Raw genomic sequence first — 18,613 nt, forward strand, 5'->3', positions numbered from 1 at the left:
GACGGTGGGCACGGTCAAAGACTGAGCGGCAGCGCGGTGCCGACGCTCAGCAGCATCGGCGCAACGCCGAGCAGAAGAAAGGCGGGCAGGGTGCAGACCCCGAGCGGCAGCAGCAGCCGCATCGACAGGCGGGCGGAGCGAAGGCGGCCCTCGACCCGCGCGCGATGTCGGGCGAGCGCCGCCGACGCGCGGAGCAGCTCGACGGCGGGCACCCCGGCCGATGCGGACAGCGCGAGGATGCCCTCGGTCGCTGCGGCGGTCGGCTCACTCGATGCACCTTCGACGAGCCGGCGGCCGCGCTCGATCGAGACGCCGCCGCTCAGCGCGATCGCGAGCAGGTCGGCGTCGAGTCCCGGGATGCCGTCTGCCGCACCGGCCGCCCGCACGAGCGATCCGCTCCAGCGGTGGGCGACGAGCATGAGCACGACGCCCACCACGAGGCATCCGATGCCGACCGGGTTCGTCACGAGCGTCGCGACGGTGTCGAAGCCGAGGGCGACGCCGAGCACGACGGCCACGAGCGGGAGCCAAGCCATGAGCTTCGCCGTACCGGCGGGTTCGGCGAGCGCGATGCGCACGTCATCGGCGGCCTCCTGCGCGTCGCGCAGCGCGAGGGCCAGGCCGCGCAGCGTCTCGGCGAGCGGCGCGCCGACCGTCGTCGCGATCGTCCAGGCCGCCGCGACGTCTCGCCACGCCCGCTCGGTCGGTGGGACCCCCGACCGACGCGCCCGCCCCCGCCTCGGAAGAGAGTCGGGCGGCGTCTCGGCCGCGGTCGCGAGGGCGGCCGTGACGGCCACCCCGTCTTCGAGCGCGCGGTGCACCGACAGCGCGTGCGGGTCGCCCGTCTCGGCGAGATGAGCCCACGCGCGGGCGGGCGCGACGCCGGCCTGCAGGAGCACGGCGAGTCGCAGCACGGTATCGGCGACCGCTGCCGCGTCCACGCCCTTCACGTGCCCTCCAGCAGCTCGATCGCGAGCCGCCCGTCAGCAGCGACCACGGGGCGCCCGAGTCCCGCGAGCCGCCGGGTGCCGTCGCCGTCGCGCGTCACGTGCAGGACGACGCCGATCGCGCTCGCGACCTGGCGCGCGAGGGCTTTGTCGCCCAGTCCCGCGAGGGCGCCGAGGGCTTCGAGGCGAGCCGGCGCATCGGCGAGGCTGTTGGCGTGCAGGGTGCCGGCGCCGCCGTCGTGGCCCGTATTGAGCGCCGTCAGCAGCTCGCGCACTTCGGCGCCCCGGCACTCCCCCACCACGAGCCGGTCGGGTCGCATCCGCAGCGCTTCTCGCACGAGTCGCGCGAGGTCGACGCCGCCCGCCCCCTCGAGATTGGCCTGCCGCGCTTCGAGCCGCACGTGATGCGGGTGCGCGAAGCGCAGTTCGGCGACGTCTTCGATCGTCACGATGCGCTCCGACGCCGGCGCAGTCGCGAGCAGTGCCGCCAGCAGCGTCGTCTTGCCCGCACCGGCAGCGCCGGTGACGAGCACGTTCTCGCGCCGCGCGACGATCGACGCGAGCTGAGCGCGCCCGGCCGCATCGAACATGCCGCGCGCCTCGAGCTCGGCCAGGGTCGCCTGCTCGACCCTCGGCACGCGGATCGAGATCGTCGTGCCCTCGGCGACCGGCGGCAGCACCGCGTGCACCCGCAGACCGTCGCCGAGCCGCACGTCGACGCACGGGGTCGCATCGTCGATGTGGCGACCACCGAGCCCGATGAGCGAGACGGCGAGCTCGCGTACGTCTTCTTCGGCGGCGCGCCACCCGCCCACGGGGACGGGCCCGTCACCGCGATCGACGAAGAGACCGGCCGCGCCGTTGACGAACAGATCCGTGACGTCGGGATCGTCGAGGTACGGAGCGAACGGCGCGAGAGCCGGATGCCGCGTGCGCGCCGCCGCGCGCGGGGCATCGGGCGGCGTCGCCGTATCGTCGCCGACCGCAGCCCGCGATCGCGGCTGAACGACGAAGGCCTGCGGCATGCACCGACGCTACGAACCCGAAGCGCGGGCGCGCCTTGCCCGCCGGCATCCGTGGACAGCGTCACCGCGCTCCGCACCTGTGGAGGAGCCGGAAACGACGGAGTGGCGGCATCCCATGGGGGGAATGGGACGCCGCCACCCGAGGCACCGCGCGTCGGGGGATGTGCGATGCCACTGCCAGAATCAATGTTCGGCCGGACCCGAGCATAGGCGACTCGTCGAGCGGCACCCAATACTTCGAGACGTATTCACGCCGATATATCAGTCGTGTCGGACACCCACTAACGGAGGTAGTGGGGCCCTGAGCCGCCGGGTAGATTTCCTCGTCAAGCTCGCCGGACTCCGGCTATGACCCCACCCGCCGCAAAGGAGCGCGCCCCATGAGCGACATCACGCAGAGCACCCAGATCGATCACCTGCTCAACGAGACGCGGCGATTCGCCCCGTCCGAGACCTTCGCCGACAACGCGATCGCGACGCGTGAACTGTACGACGAGGCCGCCGCCGACCGTGATGCCTTCTGGGCAGAGCGCGCACGCGAACTGCACTGGCACAAGCCGTTCACGGAAGTACTCGACTGGTCGAACCCGCCGTTCGCGAAGTGGTTCGACGACGGCGAGCTGAACGTCGCCTACAACTGCCTCGACCGGCACGTCGAAGCCGGCAACGGCGACCGCGTCGCGCTGCACTGGGAGGGCGAGCCGGGCGACTCCCGTGACGTGACGTATGCCGAGCTGACCGATGAGGTCAAGCGCCTCGCGAACGTGCTCGGCGACCTCGGCGTCGGGACCGGCGACCGGGTCGCGATCTACCTGCCGATGATCCCCGAGGCGATCGCGGCGATGCTCGCCGTCGCACGGATCGGCGCGATCCATTCCGTCGTCTTCGGCGGCTTCTCGGCCGACAGCCTGCGCTCGCGCATCGACGACGCGGGAGCCAAGCTCGTCATCACGGCCGACGGCGGCTACCGCAAGGGCAAGGTGTCGCCCCTCAAGCCCGCCGTCGATCAGGCACTCGCCGACCGTAACGGCTCGGGCGTGCAGGAGACCGTCGAGCACGTCCTCGTCGTGCGCCGCGGCGAGAACGACGTGGAGTGGACCGAGGGTCGCGACCTCTGGTGGCACGACGTCGTGCCGCAGGCCTCTGCCGAGCACGAAGCGCAGGGTTTCCCCTCCGAGAACCCGCTGTTCATCCTGTACACCTCGGGCACGACCGGAAAGCCCAAGGGCATCCTGCACACGTCCGGCGGGTACCTCACGCAGGCCGCCTTCACGAACAAGGTCGTGCACGACATCCACCCCGAGACCGACGTGTTCTGGTGCACCGCCGACATCGGCTGGGTCACGGGGCACACCTACGTCACGTACGGTCCGCTCGCGAACGGCGCGACGCAGGTGCTCTACGAAGGCACGCCCGACACTCCGCACCCCGGCCGCTGGTGGGAGATCATCCAGAAGTACGGCGTCACGATCTTCTACACCGCTCCGACCGCCATCCGCTCGTTCATGAAGATCGGGCGCGCGGTGCCCAAGAAGTACGACCTCTCGTCGATCCGCCTGCTGGGCTCGGTGGGCGAGCCGATCAACCCCGAAGCGTGGATGTGGTACCGCAAGGTGATCGGCGGCAAGGCGGCGCCCATCATCGACACGTGGTGGCAGACCGAGACGGGAGCGACGATGATCTCGGCGCTGCCGGGCATCACCGAGACGAAGCCGGGCTCGGCGCAGGTGCCGATCCCCGGCATCTCGATCGACGTCGTCGATGAGGACGGATCGCACGTCGGCAACGGCAACGGCGGACTGCTCGTCGTCACGGAGCCCTGGCCGAGCATGCTGCGAGGCATCTGGGGCGACCCCGAGCGCTTCGTCGAGACGTACTGGTCGAAGTTCCAGTCCCAGGGCTACTACTTCGCCGGCGACGGCGCCCGACTCGACGACGACGGCGACGTGTGGCTGCTCGGACGCGTCGATGACGTCATGAACGTGTCGGGCCACCGCCTGTCGACGACCGAGATCGAATCGGCGCTCGTGGCCAACGAGGCCGTCGCCGAGGCGGCCGTCGTCGGTGCGTCCGACGAGACGACCGGCCAGGCTGTGGCAGCGTTCGTCATCATCAAGCAGAGCTACCTCGCCGAGCACTCTCCCGAAGGGCTGGCCCAGACGCTGCGGCAGTGGGTCGGCGAGCAGATCGGCCCGATCGCCCGCCCGCGCGACGTCTACATCGTCGACGAGCTGCCCAAGACCCGCTCGGGCAAGATCATGCGGCGCCTGCTGCGCGATGTCGCCGAGGGTCGCGAGGTCGGCGACACGACGACGCTCGCGGACACCGCGGTGATGTCGGTCATCAGCGCTCAGGTGCGCTGACCGCCCCGGCCCCGACGCAGAAACGGCGACGGGGCGTCGAGACAGTGGGGGACCCCACGGTTTCGACGCCCCGTTGCCGTTGAGCGATCACAGCATGCGGGCGGGCTCGCTCACGCGACCGAGAAGACGACCTCGACCTCGACGGGCGCATCCAGCGGCAGAGCAGAGACGCCGACGGCCGAGCGCGCGTGAGCGCCGGTGTCACCGAAGACCTCGGCGAGCAATTCGCTCGCCCCGTTGATGACGACGGGCTGGCCGGTGAACTCGGGCACCGAGGCGACGAAGCCCGTGACCTTGACGACGCCCGAGAGGCGGTCGACGCCGCCGACGGCGGCAGCGGCCGCCGCGATCGCGTTGAGCGCGCACTGACGTGCATACCCCTGCGCATCGGAAGCCGTCACCAGGCCGTCGCCCTCACCGACCTTGCCGGTCGCCAGCAGCGACCCCGCGACGATGGGCAGCTGACCTGCCGTGTAGACGAGGTCGCCGTGCGCTTTGGCGGGCACGTACGCCGCGACGGGCGGGACGACCTGGGGCAGCTCGATACCGAGCTCGGTGAGGCGGGCGGAAACGGTCATGTCAGGCTCCTTCGAACTGCGACGAGGCGGCGGCTGCGGCATCCAGTCCGGCGTTGGCGGCACCGCCGCCGGTGGGACGCTTGAAGTAGGCGACGAGGCCTCCTTCGGGACCCGGCACGACCTGCACGAGCTCCCAGCCCTGCTTGCCCCAGTTGTTGAGGATCGCAGCGGTGTTGTGGATGAGCAGGGGCGTGGTGAGGTACTCCCACGTCGTCATACGGACTCCTCGAAGGCAGAAGAACAGCGGCGGAAGACCGGATCGCAGCGGCAAAAGCGCACGCGCCGTCAGGGGAAACCTCAGGTAGTTCCCTTACGATCACCCTATGCCTGGAACGAAACGAACGGCCACCGGTGTGCTCGGCGGCCTTGCGGGTCTGGTCGGTCTGAGCGCTGTCGCGGGTCTTCTCGTGACCGCCACCGTCACCCCGGCCATCGCCGTCACCGGCGCTGCCGCATCGAGTGCCCTCGACATGTTCGACAACCTGCCGAGTGTCCTGGACATCGAGAAGCTCATGCTCCCCTCGACGCTCATCGTCACGAACCCCGAGACGGGCGAAGAGCAGGAGTTCGCGAAGTTCTACGACCAGAACCGCTCCCCCGTCGAGTTCAACGAGGTCGCGACCGTCTTTTACGACTCGATCCTCTCGTCAGAGGACCCCCGCTACTACCAGCACGGCGGAGTCGACCTCATCGGCACGACGCGCGCCGTGCTTTCCAACGTGCAGGGCGGTGGCGAGACGCAGGGCGGTTCGTCGATCAGCCAGCAGTACGTCAAGAACGTGCTCGTTCAGCGCTGCGAGGCCAACGCCACGGCGACCGAAGAGAAGTCTCGCGACCAGGTGCTCGCCGAGTGCTGGACGGATGCCACGACGGCCCAGGGCGCCGAGGGCATCCAGCGCAAGCTGCAGGAGATGCGCTACGCCATCTCGCTCGAGCAGAAGTACTCGAAGAACGACATCCTGCTCGGCTACCTCAACATCGCCAACTTCGGCGGTCAGAACTACGGCATCGACGCCGCCGCGCGCTTCTACTTCGGCGTCTCGGCAGCCGACCTCAACGTGTCGCAGGCGGCGACGCTGGCCGGCATCGTGCAGAACCCCAACACGTACCGCTTCGACAAGCCCGGCGGCTCGATCTTCGACCGCGACGGCAATGGCTACAACAAGGCAGCCGACGGCATCATCGACGACATCGACGAGGCGCAGTTCGGGCCGCTCAAGGCCCTCCTCAACGACGGCACGATCACGCAGGAGCAGTACGTCGCGGCAGCCGACCCCTACAGCGCGACGAAGGGTCGCCAGCTGTACGTGCTCAGCCGCTTGCTCGGCGACGGCAAGATCACGTACGAAGAGTACGTCGCGGCCGTCATCGAGCCCATCACGCCGAATATCCAGGCACCGACGATCGGATGCGCCGCAGCAGGCGGTGCCGCGTACTTCTGCCAGTACGTCAAGAACACGATCCTCGCCGACGAAGCGTTCGGCGAGACGCCCGACGATCGCATGCGCACGCTGCAGCGCGGCGGCCTCAAGGTCTACATCACGATGGACCCGCGCATGCAGGCGGCGGCCGAGCAGGCGATGCGTGAGGTCGTGCCCACGTCGGCCGAAGGCTGGACCGGACGCGAGACCGGACGACTGGGTTCGTCGACCGTCAGCATCGACAACACCAACGGGCGCGTGCTCTCCATCGCGCAGAACACGGTGTTCAGCGAAGACGCCAACCTCTCGGGCGACCCGAACTACTCGTCGCTCGTCTACGCGGGTGACCACGTGACCGGCAAGTCCGAGGGCTTCAACGTCGGCTCGACGTTCAAGCTCTTCACCCTCCTCGCCTGGCTCGAGGCCGGCAAGTCGGTCAACGAGACGATCAACGGCGTCAACCGCGTCTTCCCACGCATGACCAACTCGTGCACGGGCGACTGGGTCAACGTCGCCCGCGACAGGATCGGCAACTTCGGCAACGCCGGCGGCTGGGTGGGCACCCCGATGCGATTCACCGCCACGTCGCTCAACTCGGGCTACCTCGCGATGGCCGAGCAGCTCGACCTCTGCGACATCGCGAAGATCGCCACCAAGATGGGCGTTCAGACCGGTGACGGACGGCCGATCGAGATGAAGTACGCGAACAACGTGATCGGTGACGACAACATCTCGCCGGTCGCCATGGCCGGCGCCTACGGCACGGTCGCCAACAACGGCGTCTACTGCCAGCCCAAGGTCATCGACCGCGTCGTCGACTTCGACGGCGTCGAGCTGCCGATCCCCGAGCGCACGTGCACGACCGTGCTCGAGCCCGCGGTCGCCTCGACCGCTGCGCTCGCGCTCGTCGGCGTCATGAACGGCGGCACGGGTTCGGGTGCCAACCCGCGGAATGCCCCCGTGCTCGGCAAGACCGGTTCGCACGAGGAGTACCAGTCCTGGATGGTCGAGTCCTCGACGCGCGTCTCGACCGCTGCCTGGGTCGGCAACAGCGACGGGTTCGGCGACATCTTCCGCAAGTACGCCAACGGCTACCGCATCGCGGACATGCGCTATCCCCTGGCGCGTCAGACGCAGTTCGCCGCCAACGAGCTCTACGGCGGAGACCAGTTCTCGCGCGAGTACGGCGAGCTGACCCGTCAGGTGCTGCGTGACCTGCCGAACGTGGTGGGCATGTCCACCGACCAGGCACGCGCCGAGCTCGAAGGCGCAGGCTTCTCGGTCAACGTCGGCGACGCTGTCGACGGTGCCGAAGAGGCAGGCACGATCGCGCAGCAGGATCCCGGCGCGGGTCGCGTGCCCGCCGGAACCACGGTCACAATCCGACCGAGCAACGGTCAGGGCGTGTCGGTGCCCGACGTGAGCGGAGCATCCCTCAATGAGGCGAAGGGCCGCCTGCGCGCCGCGGGCTTCGGCAACGTGTCCGACGGCACGTGCACCGTGAACGCCGACCTCGAGGGCGACGCGCAACGGGTGACGGCCACAGACCCCGCTGCCGGCTCGGTCGTGAATCGCAACTCGCCGATCTCGGTGAGCTACGCCGCCCGCAGCTGCTGATGGGATCCGTTCGTTCGGGCGCTCTCGCGACCCTCGGGATCGCGGGCGCGCTCGGCGCCGGAGCGGCCCTGTGGGGCATCGGGATCGAACGCTATCTGTTCACGTTGCGCACCCACGAGGTGCGTGTGCTCCCGGCGGGCGCCGACCCCGTGCGCGTCCTGCACATCTCGGACGCCCACATGGCGCCGTGGCAGCAGCGCAAGCAGCAGTGGATCGCTCAGCTGGCAGAACTCGAGCCTCACCTCGTCGTCGACACGGGCGACAACCTCGGTCACCGCGACGGTCTGCGCGGCATCCGCCGTGCCTACGACCCGCTGCGCGGCGTGCCGGGCGTGTTCGTGAACGGCTCGAACGACCATACGGCGCCGAGTCCGCGCAACCCCGTCAAGTACTTCAGCGGCCCCTCGAAGACCGCGCGCACCGAGGTCGAGCTCAACACCGCCGCTCTCGATGCCTATCTGCGCGATGACCTCGGCTGGCTCGACCTGAACAACGCCGCCGGATCCCTGCAGGCCGGTGGCCTGCGCATCGATGCCTTCGGCGTGCGCGATGCGCACCGCGACTGGGACCGCCTCGACGACCTGCCACCGCTCCTGGCAGGACTGCGCGAGACCGGCACCGCCGACCTCACGATCGGCGTGACGCACGCCCCCTACCGCCGTGTTCTCGACGCTTTCATCGACTTCGGCGCCGACGTGCTGTTCGCGGGTCACACGCACGGCGGGCAGGTGCGACTGCCCGGAGTGGGCGCCCTCGTCGCGAACTGCGACATCCCCCTCGATCAGGCCCGCGGACTGAGCGCCTGGGCGCACAACGGACGCGTCGTGCCCCTCAACGTCAGCGCGGGCCTCGGGCATTCGATCTACGCCCCGGTGCGCTTCGCCTGCCGTCCTGAGGCGTCACTGCTCACACTTCTCCCCCGCGACTGAATCCGTTCGGAGCACGCTCGCCGATCGGGTAGACTCGTGGGGTTGCCGTGCGAGCGGTAACGGGGTGTGGCGCAGCTTGGTAGCGCGCTTCGTTCGGGACGAAGAGGCCGCAGGTTCAAATCCTGTCACCCCGACCAACTGAATCGACCGGCCGCTTGCGGTCGGTCGATTCGTTTGAAGGGGCCATGCGGTCAATCGATGCAGAAGGGCTGTCCGTGAGCTCACCACGTCTCGTCGCCTTCGATCTCGACGACACCCTCGCGCCGTCCAAGAGCGCGATCGACCCCCGTATCGGTGACCTTCTCGTCGCCCTCGCCGAGCGCGTCGAGGTCGCGATCATTTCGGGCGGCCAGCTCGCTCAGTTCACCGCTCAGGTCATCGAGCTGCTGCCGGATGCCGCGAAGCACAGCCTCGACGCCTTCCACCTGCTGCCGACGTGCGGCACGCAGTACTACCGGCTCACCCCGGACGGCATGGTCACGGTCTACGCGCACGCGCTGACCGACGACGAGAAGACGCGCGCCCTCGCGGCGGTCGAGTCCGAGGCGCGCCGCCTGGGCCTGTGGGAGTCCGAGCCGTGGGGCGACATCCTCGAGGACCGTGGGTCGCAGATCACATTCTCGGCCCTCGGCCAGCGCGCTCCGCTGGACGCCAAATCAGCATGGGACCCGACAGGCGAGAAGAAGAACACGCTTCGCGCCGCCGTCGCCGATCGTCTGCCCGATCTCGAAGTACGCTCGGGGGGATCGACGTCGGTCGACATCACCCACCGCGGCATCGACAAGGCTTACGGCATGCGGAAGCTGGCCGAGCACTCCGGCATCCCGCTCGATGACATGCTCTTCATCGGCGACCGCCTCGACCCCGACGGCAACGACTACCCCGTGCTCGCGATGGGCGTCCGCTGCCGCGCGGTCGAGGGCTGGGAAGAAACCGCGCAACTGCTCGACGAGCTGATCCCGACGCTGCCCGAGCGCTGAGCCGCAGCCGCGCTCAGACCGAGGCGCGCACGCCCTGCCCACGCACCGGCACGAGCCGGGTCAGCTGCGTCACGTGCCGCGGCTCGAGTTCGGCGAGAGACGAGACGCCGAGCAGCTTCATGGTGCGCTCGATCTCGCCGCGCAGGATCGCGATCGTGCGGTCGACGCCCTCGCGTCCGCCGGCCATGAGGCCGTACAGGTACGCGCGGCCGATGAGCGTGAACTTCGCGCCCATGGCGATCGCCGCGACGATGTCGGCACCGTTCATGATGCCCGTGTCGATCATGACCGTCGCGTCTTTGCCCACCTCGCGCACAACCTCGGGCAGCAGGTGGAAAGGCACGGGCGCACGGTCCAGCTGGCGGCCGCCATGGTTCGACAGGATGATCCCGTCGACGCCGGCATCGATGAGCCGCCGGGAATCTTCGACGTTCTGCACGCCCTTGACGACGATCTTGCCGGGCCACAGGTCACGGATGACGGCGAGGTCGTCATAGCTGATCGTCGGGTCCATGGCGGCATCGAGAAGCTCGCCGACGGTTCCGCCCGTCGTCGAGAGCGAGGCGAACTCGAGCTTGGGCGTCGTGAGGAAGTCGAACCACCACCACGGCCGCGGGATCGCGTTGATGATCGTGCCGACCGTGAGCTGCGGCGGGATCGAGAAGCCGTTGCGCTTGTCACGCAGGCGAGCTCCGGCGACCGGTGTGTCGACCGTGAACTGCAACGTGTCGAACCCGGCCTCGGCGGCCCGGCGCACGAGTCCGTACGAGATGTCGCGGTCGCGCATGACGTACAGCTGGAACCAGTTGCGCCCGTGCGGGTTCACCCGCGCGACGTCCTCGATCGAGGTCGTGCCGAGCGTCGAAAGTGTGAACGGGATGCCGGCGGCCCCGGCCGCCCCCGCGCCGGCCGTCTCGCCCTCGGTCTGCATGAGGCGGGTGAAGCCGGTCGGCGCGATGCCGAACGGGAGCGCCGACGGTCCGCCGAGGATCTCGGTCGACATGTCGACCGACGCGGCGGGACGCAGAACGTCAGGGTGGAACTCGACGTCCGCGAACGCCTGCCTCGCTCGGGACAGCGACAGCTCTCCCTCGGCCGCACCGTCGGTATAGTCGAACGCCGCCTTGGGCGTGCGCCGCTTCGCGATCGTGCGCAGGTCGGCGATCGTGAGCGCGCCCTCCAGCCGACGCTTGCGGCCGTCGAGCTCGGGCTTCTTGAACTGCATCAGCTCGAGGAGCTCAGCGGGACGGGGCAGCTGTCGTTTCACCATGGTGGGCTTCCTTCTGTCAGGGGCGCGGACGGTCGAGGCCCGCTTCGGCGTAGTAGCCGGTGATGTGGTCGTGAACGAGAGTGCGTGCGAGCGATGCCTCACCGGCATCCACAGCGGCCAGGAGAGCGCGGTGTTCGGTGCGCAGGCGCGCGGCGGTCGCCTGCCAGTCGGCGATGCCGTCGACGCCGGCCTGCACGTACGACTCGATCGATGCCCGCAGGCCCGTCATCATGGCGGCGATGACCTGATTGCCGGATGCCTCGGCGAGTGTCAGGTGCAGCTGCGCATCGAGCGCGAGAAACTCCGCCGGCGTCAGGTCCGCGCGCTCCATCGCGTCGAGCACGACGTGGGCGTCGGCCGTCGCCGCCCCGGATGCGTCGGCGAGGGTCTCGACGACGGCGGTCTCGAGCACGAGGCGGGTCGCGACGACGTCGTCGAGGGGAAAGCCCTGCGCCGCGACCTGGAGCCGCAGGACCGCCGAGAGCCCGCCCTGGGGGGTCGCGGTGATGATCGCTCCCGCTGTCGGCCCAGAGCCGGTGCCGAGGCGGAGAAGCCCCATGACCTCGAGCACGCGCAGGGCTTCGCGCACGCTCGAGCGCCCGACACCGAGCGTCGCGGCGAGCTCGCGCTCGGATGGCAGCCGGTCGCCCGGTCCGAGGGTGCCGTCGAGCATCTCGCCCTCGATCCGCTCGAGCACCGTGCGCCATGCGCGCGTCGTATCGGACATGCGGCTCCTTTGTGGTCCGACCACACTAGCGGCTGTGGTCTGACCACGGCAACACTCCGTGGTCTACATCGGCCGCCACTCCGTGATCACCGCCGGATCGACGGTGATCGGCCGCTACCCTGACCGCATGGACCCGCTCACCGTCGTGCTCATCGTCTTCGCCGCGACCTGCGCCTTCTGCTGGATCGCCTCGCTCATCACGAAGGACACGTCATGGGTCGACCGCCTGTGGTCTATCGTCCCGGTGGTCTACGTCTGGATCTTCGCGGCCGCTGCGATCGCCGACGGGGCCGACGCGGCCCGGCTGCTCGTCATGGCGCTCCTCGCCACGGCGTGGGGAGCTCGGCTCACCTTCAACTTCGCCCGCAAGGGCGGATACACCGGCATGGAGGACTACCGGTGGGCGATCCTTCGCGGTCGCATGAAGCCGTGGCAGTTCCAGATCTTCAACCTGCTCTTCATCGTCCTGTACCAGAACGCCCTGCTCGTGCTCATCACGCTTCCGGCGTACATGGCGTGGGAGCACCCGGCGCCTTTCACCGTCTGGGACGTCGTGTTCGCGGTCCTGTTCGCGGGCTTCCTCGTCGGGGAGTTCATGGCGGACCAGCAGCAGTGGGACTTCCACCGGGCCAAGAAGGCCGGCACCGCGGAGGGCTTTCTCACCGCGGGGATGTTCTCGTGGAGCCGTCACCCGAACTTCTTCTTCGAGCAGGCCCAGTGGTGGGTGTTCTACGCGATCGGCGCGACGGCGGCCGTCGCTTCGGGCCTCGGTTTCTGGGGAGGCGCGATCAACTGGACCATCATCGGCGCGATCCTGCTGACGATCCTCTTCATCGGATCGACGATCTTCACCGAGTCGATCTCGTCGTCGAAGTACCCGGCCTACGCCGACTACCAGCGGTCGACGCCGATGCTCATACCGCGCCCGCCGAAGCGCGCGAAGAGGGCTCCCGGGCCCGCGCCGACCTGAGCTCAGACGGTGCCGTAGCCGTCGGGGTTCTTCGTCTGCCAGTTCCAGTAGTCGCGACACGCGTCGTCGATCGTGAGGCGCGTCTGCCAGTCCAGCTCGGCGCGGGCCTTCGACGGGTCGCAGTAGGTCGCCGCGACATCACCCGGCCGGCGCGCCAGGATCTTCTTGGGCAGTTCCCGCCCCACGGCACGCTCGAAAGCGGCGACCAGGTCGAGCACGCTGACCGGAACGCCCGTCCCGAGGTTGTAGACCGCGAAGCCGGGTTCGGCCTTTTCGAGCGCCGCGACATGGCCCTCGGCGAGGTCGACGACGTGGATGTAGTCGCGCAGGCCCGTTCCGTCGGGGGTGTCGTAGTCGTCACCGAACACGCCGATGCGATCGAGCGTTCCGATCGCGACGCGCGATACGAACGGCATGAGGTTGTTGGGGATGCCCGCGGGGTCTTCTCCGATGAGACCCGACGGGTGCGCGCCCACGGGATTGAAATAGCGCAGGATCGTGACGTTCAGTTCGGGGTTCACCCGCGCGACGTCGGCGAGGACGACCTCGTTCATGCGCTTGGACTTGCTGTACGGGTTCGAGAGGTCGACGCTCGTCGCGGACTGCTCGGTGAACGGCAGGTCGGCGGGGTCGGAGTAGACCGTGCCCGTGCTCGAGAAGACGAACGAGCGGATGCCGTGCGCGATACCCGCGCGCAGCAGGGCGAACGTCGTGTCGAGGTTGTTCGAGTAGTAGTCGAGCGGCTTCTGCGTCGACTCCCCCACGGCCTTGAACGCCGCGAGGTGCACGATCGCGTCGATCGGGCCGTGGTCGGCGAACACCTGCTCGACGACGACGTCGTCGGCGGCATCCCCCACAACGAGAGGCACGTCCCGGCCCGTGATCTCGGCGACGCGCTCCGCGGCGACGGGACTCGTGCCCGAGAGGTCATCGAGCAGCACGACGTCGTGGCCGGCGTCGAGCAGGGCGACCGCGGTGTGGGTTCCGATGTACCCGGCCCCGCCGGCAAGAAGAACGCGCATGGCCCTAGCCTACGGCGGCCCGGTCAGCCGAGCCGCCCACCGGACTCGCTGAGATAGCACTCCGCGCACATGGATTCGTAGGTCACGCGGTCGGGCGATAGCTCGTCGATCGCGACCTGGTCGCCGTCGAACACGAACCGTCCGCCGACGAGCCGCGCGTTGAAGAGCGCCTTGCGCCCGCACCGGCAGATCGTCTTCAGCTCTTCGAGGCTGTGCGCCAGTTCGAGCAGGCGCCGCGAGCCGGGGAACGCCTCGGTGCGAAAATCCGTGCGGATCCCGTACGCGAGCACCGGGATGCCATCGAGCACGACGATGCGCAGCAGATCATCGACCTGCGCGGGCGTGAGGAACTGCGCCTCGTCGATCAGGAGGCACGCGACATCGGCCGCGCGGCCCGATACCGACGCGTCGGGGATCAGCGTCTCGACGGCGTCGTGGCGCAGTCGCGAGCGGTGGCCGGCGAACAGCGCGCGCACATCGTCATCGGGGCGGATGAGGAAGTCGACGGGGCGGGACATCCCCAGACGCGACGAGACTCGGTCGACGTCCTTCGTGTCGATCGCGGGCTTGGCCAGCAGCACCCGCTGACCGCGTTCCTCATAGTTGTACGCCGCCTGCAGCAGGGCGGTCGACTTGCCGGAGTTCATCGCTCCGTAGCGGAAGTACAGTTTTGCCACGTGCCGAGCGTAGTCGCGCGCAGACGCACCCGCGACGCGTCAGGTCCAGAGCACCCCGCGAGGGCCGGAGATGCCGCGAGCGCGACCTCAGAATGCCTGGCGTTACGCCAGGATCGAGAGGGTCTGCGCGGTCTTGGCGAGCTCGGCTTCGGCGACCTCGGGGCGGTTGTTCAGCGTCTCGCCGTAGCTCGGCACGAGCTCGCGCAGGCGCGGCTCCCACTGCGGAAGTTGCTCGGGGAAGCACGTCTTGAGCAGACCGAGCATGATCGAGACGGCCGTCGACGCACCCGGCGACGCCCCGAGCAGACCCGCGATCGTGCCGTCTTCGCTCGTGATCACCTCGGTGCCGAACTGCAGGACGCCACCCTTCTTGGGGTCTTTCTTCATGACCTGTGCGCGCTGGCCGGCCTGGATGAGCGTCCAGTCCTCGTCTTTCGCGGTGGGCATGAAGGTGCGCAGGCTGTCGACCTTCTTGGCGTGGTTCTTCATCAGCTCGCCGACGAGGTACGTGATGAGCGAGGGGTTGTCGAGAGCGACCTTCATCATGGGCCAGAGGTTGCCCGGGCGAACCTGCGCCACAATGTCGGTGATGCGGCCGTTCTTGAGGAACTTCGGACTGAAGGTCGCGAACGGGCCGAACAGCAGAGAAGTCTCGCCGTCGACGACGCGGGTGTCCAGGTGCGGCACCGACATGGGCGGGGCGCCGACCGAGGCCTGCGAGTAGACCTTCGCCTTGTGCTGCGCGACGACCTCGGGATTGGTCGTCTTGAGGAACTGCCCGCCGATGGGAAAGACGCCGTATCCCGAGATCTCGGGGATGCGCGACGACTGCAGCAGCTTCAGCGCCCAGCCGCCCGCGCCGACGAAGACGAAGCGGGCGTCGGTGTACCCGGGCGTGTGCCCGATCGTGTTGCGCCAGTTGATGCGCCACAGGCCGTTCTTCTGACGACGGATGCGGCGCACTTCGCAGTTCGTCACGACATCGACGCCGCGGTCGCGCAGGTGGTCGAAGAGCTGATGGGAGAGAGCACCGAAGTCGACGTCGGTGCCCGCGGGCACGCGGGTGGCGGCGAACGGCTCGCCCGCGACGCGGTTCTGCATGAGCAGCGGCGCCCACTGGTTGATGACGCGCGAGTCCTCGCTGTACTCGATGCCCGCGAAGAGAGGCTGGTCCTTGAGTGCTTCGTAGCGCTTCTTGAGGTAGGCGACATCCTTCTCGCCGCGCACGAACGTCATGTGCGGTGCGGGATTGATGAAGGTCGAGGGGGCATCGAGCACGCCCTCCTCGACGAGCGTCGACCAGAACTGCCGGCTCTGCTGGAACTGCTCGTTGATCGCGACAGCCTTGGCGGGGTCGACGGTGCCGTCGGGGCCCTGGGGCATGTAGTTGAGCTCGCACAGCGCCGCGTGACCCGTTCCGGCGTTGTTCCACGCGTTCGAGCTTTCGAGCGCGACATCGCCGAGTCGTTCGACGACGACGATCTTCCAATCGGGCTGCAGCTGGGACAGCAGAGTGCCGAGGGTGGCGCTCATGATGCCACCGCCGACGAGGACGACATCCAAGGGTTCGGTCACCCTACGATTCTAGGCGGGTCCGCAGACACGCCGGATCGCTCACGCCCGGGCTGCCCCGCGAAGCGACGCGGCGACGAGTTCGGCGATCTGCACGGTGTTCAGCGCCGCACCCTTGCGCAGGTTGTCGTTGCTGATGAACAGCACGAGGCCCTTGCCCGCGGGGGCGGACTGGTCGGCGCGGATACGACCCACGAAGCTAGGGTCCTTGCCCGCCGCGTGCAGGGGGGTCGGCACCTCATCGAGGGCGACTCCCGGAGCCACGGCGAGCACGGCGCGCGCCCGCTCGGGCGAGATGTCGCGCGCGAATTCGGCGTTGATGCTCAGCGAGTGCCCCGTGAAGACCGGCACGCGCACACACGTGCCCGCGACGCGAAGGTCGGGCAGTTCGAGGATCTTGCGGCTCTCGTTGCGCAGCTTCTTCTCTTCGTCGGTCTCGTCTTCTCCGTCGTCCACGATGGAGCCCGCGAGCGGGATGACATCGAACGCGATGGGGGCGACGTACTTCTCGGGCTCGGGGAACTGGACAGCGGAGCCGTCGTGCACGAGCCGGAGCGTGTCGCCCTGAGCGAGCACACCCTCGACCTGACCGAGCAGCTCTTCGGCACCGGCGAGCCCCGAGCCGCTGACGGCCTGGTACGTGCTCACGATGAGCCGCTCGAGCCCCGCCTCGTCGTGGAGGGCCTTCATGACCGGCATGGCGGCCATCGTCGTGCAGTTCGGGTTGGCGATGATGCCGCGCCGGGCATCGGCGATCGCGTGCGGGTTGACCTCGCTGACCACGAGCGGCACATCCGGGTCGAGACGCCATGCGCTGGAATTGTCGATGACGACCGCCCCGGCGTCGGCGAAGCGGGGCGCGTGCGCGCGGCTGCCGGTCGCGCCGGCCGAGAACAAGGCGATGTCGATGCCGGCGGGGTCTGCCGTGGCGATGTCTTCGACGACGACGGTGCTGTCACCGAAGGCGACCGACGTGCCGGCTGAGCGGGCCGTGGCGAACAGGCGCAGCTCGCGGATCGGGAAGTCGCGCTCGATAAGGATCTCGCGCATGACCGTGCCGACCTGGCCGGTGGCGCCGACGATGGCGACAGAGACTCCGGATTCGGAGATGCGCGTCATGGTGTCGGGTCCTCTCAGGCCGCTCAGCGGCCGGTTCCGGCGTGGACGATCGCTTCGATCTCGCCGTCGAGGTCGTACGCAGTGTGCACAGCGCGAGCGGCATCGACGAGCTCGTCGCCGCTCACGACGACCGAGATGCGGATCTCGGACGTCGAGATCATCTCGATGTTGATGCCGGCCACCGACAGCGCTTCGAACAGCGTCGCCGAGACGCCCGAGTGCGTGCGCATGCCGGCCCCGACGACCGAGAGCTTTCCGATCTGGTCGTCGTGCAGCAGGTTCTCGAACCCGATGTCGGGCTGCTCCGCCGCGAGCGCGCGCAGCGCGGTGCCCGCCTCGGTCTTGGGCACCGTGAAAGAGATGTCGGTGCGCCCCGTCGTCGCCGCCGACACGTTCTGCACGATCATGTCGACGTTGGCGCCGGACTTGGCGACGACCTTGAAGATCTCGGCGGCCTTGCCCGGCACGTCGGGAACCCCGACGACGGTGATCTTGGCCTGGCTGAGGTCGGTCGCGACTCCCGCGACGATCGGCTCTTCCATCTGTTCTCCCTCTTCGCCGTCGGGGATCGTCATCCCCGGGCCGAGCACGTATGTTCCCACGCCCGAACTGAATGTCGAGCGTGCGTGGATGAGCACGCCGTGGCGGCGTGCGTACTCGACGGCGCGGATGTACAGCACCTTCGCGCCGTTCGCCGAGAGCTCGAGCATCTCTTCGCTCGTGACCGCGCGCAGCTTTCGCGCTTTCGGCACGACGCGGGGATCGGCGGTGAAGACACCATCGACGTCGCTGTAGATCTCACACGCGTCGGCGTTGAGCGCGGCGGCGAGCGCGACGGCGGTCGTGTCGGTGCCGCCTCGGCCGAGCGTCGTGATGTCGCGGGTGTCGCGATTGAACCCCTGGAAGCCCGCGACGATGACGATCGCGCCCTCATCGAGCGCTTCGCGCAGGCGCACCGGCGTGACATCGACGATCCGGGCCGCGCCGTGCGTCGAGTCGGTGATCATGCCCGCTTGGCTGCCCGTGAAGGATCGCGCTTCGAAGCCCATCGAGTGAATGGCCATCGCCAGCAGCGCCATCGAGATGCGCTCACCGCTCGAGAGCAGCATGTCCAGCTCACGCGGCGGCGGGATCGGTGCGACCTCGTTCGCGAGATCGAGCAGTTCGTCGGTCGTGTCGCCCATTGCGCTCACGGCCACGACGACGTCGTGTCCCGCGCGTCGCGTGTCGACGATGCGCTTGGCGACGCGCTTGACGCCCTCGGCATCCGCGACAGACGACCCGCCGTATTTCTGGACGATCAGCGCCACGTGGAACTCCCCGGAATGCACGGACGGATGCCGCGCGCAGAGCTCCATCTTACGGAGCCCGTCATGCTCCCCCGCTCATGTGACGA

The 18,613-nt window shown here is 68.9% G+C and carries 16 protein-coding genes and 1 tRNA gene; 6 read left to right on the forward strand and 11 right to left on the reverse strand.

The window, feature by feature from the left end; translation table 11 throughout:
• Positions 1–14: 14 nt before the first annotated feature.
• Positions 15–950: a type II secretion system F family protein gene (locus AC25YV_RS03240; RefSeq protein ID WP_488122404.1), complete on the reverse strand. Its 936-nt coding sequence runs from the start codon at positions 948–950 to the stop codon at positions 15–17.
• The gene (locus AC25YV_RS03245) at positions 947–1,972 is read right to left on the reverse strand and encodes a TadA family conjugal transfer-associated ATPase (RefSeq protein WP_488122405.1); all 1,026 of its coding nucleotides are present in this window, start codon (positions 1,970–1,972) and stop codon (positions 947–949) included. The genes AC25YV_RS03240 and AC25YV_RS03245 overlap by 4 nt, the downstream gene beginning before the upstream one ends.
• 380 nt (positions 1,973–2,352) lie before the next feature.
• Between AC25YV_RS03245 and acs the strand changes: the two genes are divergently transcribed.
• Positions 2,353–4,335, forward strand: a complete 1,983-nt coding sequence (gene acs / locus AC25YV_RS03250) for an acetate--CoA ligase (protein ID WP_488122406.1) — start codon at positions 2,353–2,355, stop codon at positions 4,333–4,335.
• Between the two features lie 110 nt (positions 4,336–4,445).
• Here acs and AC25YV_RS03255 read toward each other — a convergent pair whose 3' ends face one another.
• Entirely contained in the window at positions 4,446–4,913 is a 468-nt protein-coding gene (locus AC25YV_RS03255) for a RidA family protein (protein WP_488122407.1), read from the reverse strand.
• 1 nt (position 4,914) lies between these two features.
• Positions 4,915–5,130: a Sp36 family protein gene (sp36, locus tag AC25YV_RS03260; RefSeq protein WP_488122408.1), complete on the reverse strand. Its 216-nt coding sequence runs from the start codon at positions 5,128–5,130 to the stop codon at positions 4,915–4,917.
• 106 nt (positions 5,131–5,236) lie between these two features.
• On the opposite strand from sp36, the gene AC25YV_RS03265 reads away from it, so the two are divergent.
• The 4 genes from AC25YV_RS03265 to AC25YV_RS03280 all read left to right on the forward strand — a co-directional run bounded on the left by AC25YV_RS03265 (position 5,237) and on the right by AC25YV_RS03280 (position 9,860).
• Positions 5,237–7,951 (forward strand): transglycosylase domain-containing protein, encoded by a 2,715-nt coding sequence (locus AC25YV_RS03265; protein WP_488122409.1) that lies wholly within the window; start codon positions 5,237–5,239, stop codon positions 7,949–7,951.
• A complete protein-coding gene (locus AC25YV_RS03270; RefSeq protein ID WP_488122410.1) occupies positions 7,951–8,880 on the forward strand; it encodes a metallophosphoesterase in 930 nt (309 codons plus the stop codon). Before AC25YV_RS03265 ends, AC25YV_RS03270 begins: the two co-directional genes overlap by 1 nt.
• A gap of 60 nt (positions 8,881–8,940) precedes the next feature.
• Positions 8,941–9,017, forward strand: a tRNA-Pro gene (locus tag AC25YV_RS03275).
• Positions 9,018–9,095: 78 nt separating this feature from the next.
• The gene (locus AC25YV_RS03280) at positions 9,096–9,860 is read left to right on the forward strand and encodes an HAD-IIB family hydrolase (RefSeq protein ID WP_488122411.1); all 765 of its coding nucleotides are present in this window, start codon (positions 9,096–9,098) and stop codon (positions 9,858–9,860) included.
• A gap of 13 nt (positions 9,861–9,873) precedes the next feature.
• Here the strand turns inward: AC25YV_RS03280 and AC25YV_RS03285 are convergent, their stop codons facing one another.
• Positions 9,874–11,130 (reverse strand): alpha-hydroxy acid oxidase, encoded by a 1,257-nt coding sequence (locus AC25YV_RS03285; RefSeq protein WP_488122412.1) that lies wholly within the window; start codon positions 11,128–11,130, stop codon positions 9,874–9,876.
• A gap of 16 nt (positions 11,131–11,146) precedes the next feature.
• On the reverse strand, positions 11,147–11,857 hold the full coding sequence (locus AC25YV_RS03290; RefSeq protein WP_488122413.1) for a FadR/GntR family transcriptional regulator: 711 nt from the start codon (positions 11,855–11,857) through the stop codon (positions 11,147–11,149).
• 127 nt (positions 11,858–11,984) lie between these two features.
• On the opposite strand from AC25YV_RS03290, the gene AC25YV_RS03295 reads away from it, so the two are divergent.
• A complete protein-coding gene (locus AC25YV_RS03295; RefSeq protein ID WP_488122414.1) occupies positions 11,985–12,827 on the forward strand; it encodes a DUF1295 domain-containing protein in 843 nt (280 codons plus the stop codon).
• Between the two features lie 2 nt (positions 12,828–12,829).
• On the opposite strand, the gene galE is transcribed toward AC25YV_RS03295, so the two are convergent.
• The 5 genes from galE to AC25YV_RS03320 form a co-directional block, all read right to left on the reverse strand.
• Positions 12,830–13,849: a UDP-glucose 4-epimerase GalE gene (gene galE / locus AC25YV_RS03300; protein ID WP_488122415.1), complete on the reverse strand. Its 1,020-nt coding sequence runs from the start codon at positions 13,847–13,849 to the stop codon at positions 12,830–12,832.
• Between the two features lie 23 nt (positions 13,850–13,872).
• Positions 13,873–14,526 (reverse strand): thymidine kinase, encoded by a 654-nt coding sequence (locus AC25YV_RS03305; protein ID WP_488122416.1) that lies wholly within the window; start codon positions 14,524–14,526, stop codon positions 13,873–13,875.
• A 102-nt stretch (positions 14,527–14,628) separates the two neighbouring features.
• Positions 14,629–16,101, reverse strand: coding sequence for a malate:quinone oxidoreductase (locus AC25YV_RS03310; protein ID WP_488122417.1), 1,473 nt, complete (start codon positions 16,099–16,101; stop codon positions 14,629–14,631).
• A 39-nt stretch (positions 16,102–16,140) separates the two neighbouring features.
• Complete coding sequence (locus tag AC25YV_RS03315; RefSeq protein ID WP_488122418.1) at positions 16,141–17,217, reverse strand: aspartate-semialdehyde dehydrogenase; 1,077 nt, start codon at positions 17,215–17,217, stop codon at positions 16,141–16,143.
• A 23-nt stretch (positions 17,218–17,240) separates the two neighbouring features.
• Positions 17,241–18,527, reverse strand: coding sequence for an aspartate kinase (locus tag AC25YV_RS03320; RefSeq protein WP_488122419.1), 1,287 nt, complete (start codon positions 18,525–18,527; stop codon positions 17,241–17,243).
• Positions 18,528–18,613: the final 86 nt, after the last annotated feature.

Source organism: Microbacterium sp. Y832 (genome assembly GCF_057669765.1).

What these genes read in the sequence shown, in the direction of transcription:
- AC25YV_RS03315 (WP_488122418.1), bottom strand. Translation starts at nt 17,217, where the DNA reads ATGACGCGCATCTCCGAATCCGGAGTCTCTGTCGCCATCGTCGGCGCC.
- AC25YV_RS03265 (WP_488122409.1), top strand. Translation starts at nt 5,237, where the DNA reads ATGCCTGGAACGAAACGAACGGCCACCGGTGTGCTCGGCGGCCTTGCG.
- AC25YV_RS03290 (WP_488122413.1), bottom strand. Translation starts at nt 11,857, where the DNA reads ATGTCCGATACGACGCGCGCATGGCGCACGGTGCTCGAGCGGATCGAG.
- AC25YV_RS03270 (WP_488122410.1), top strand. Translation starts at nt 7,951, where the DNA reads ATGGGATCCGTTCGTTCGGGCGCTCTCGCGACCCTCGGGATCGCGGGC.
- AC25YV_RS03285 (WP_488122412.1), bottom strand. Translation starts at nt 11,130, where the DNA reads ATGGTGAAACGACAGCTGCCCCGTCCCGCTGAGCTCCTCGAGCTGATG.
- sp36 (WP_488122408.1), bottom strand. Translation starts at nt 5,130, where the DNA reads ATGACGACGTGGGAGTACCTCACCACGCCCCTGCTCATCCACAACACC.
- AC25YV_RS03295 (WP_488122414.1), top strand. Translation starts at nt 11,985, where the DNA reads ATGGACCCGCTCACCGTCGTGCTCATCGTCTTCGCCGCGACCTGCGCC.
- acs (WP_488122406.1), top strand. Translation starts at nt 2,353, where the DNA reads ATGAGCGACATCACGCAGAGCACCCAGATCGATCACCTGCTCAACGAG.
- galE (WP_488122415.1), bottom strand. Translation starts at nt 13,849, where the DNA reads ATGCGCGTTCTTCTTGCCGGCGGGGCCGGGTACATCGGAACCCACACC.
- AC25YV_RS03245 (WP_488122405.1), bottom strand. Translation starts at nt 1,972, where the DNA reads ATGCCGCAGGCCTTCGTCGTTCAGCCGCGATCGCGGGCTGCGGTCGGC.
- AC25YV_RS03255 (WP_488122407.1), bottom strand. Translation starts at nt 4,913, where the DNA reads ATGACCGTTTCCGCCCGCCTCACCGAGCTCGGTATCGAGCTGCCCCAG.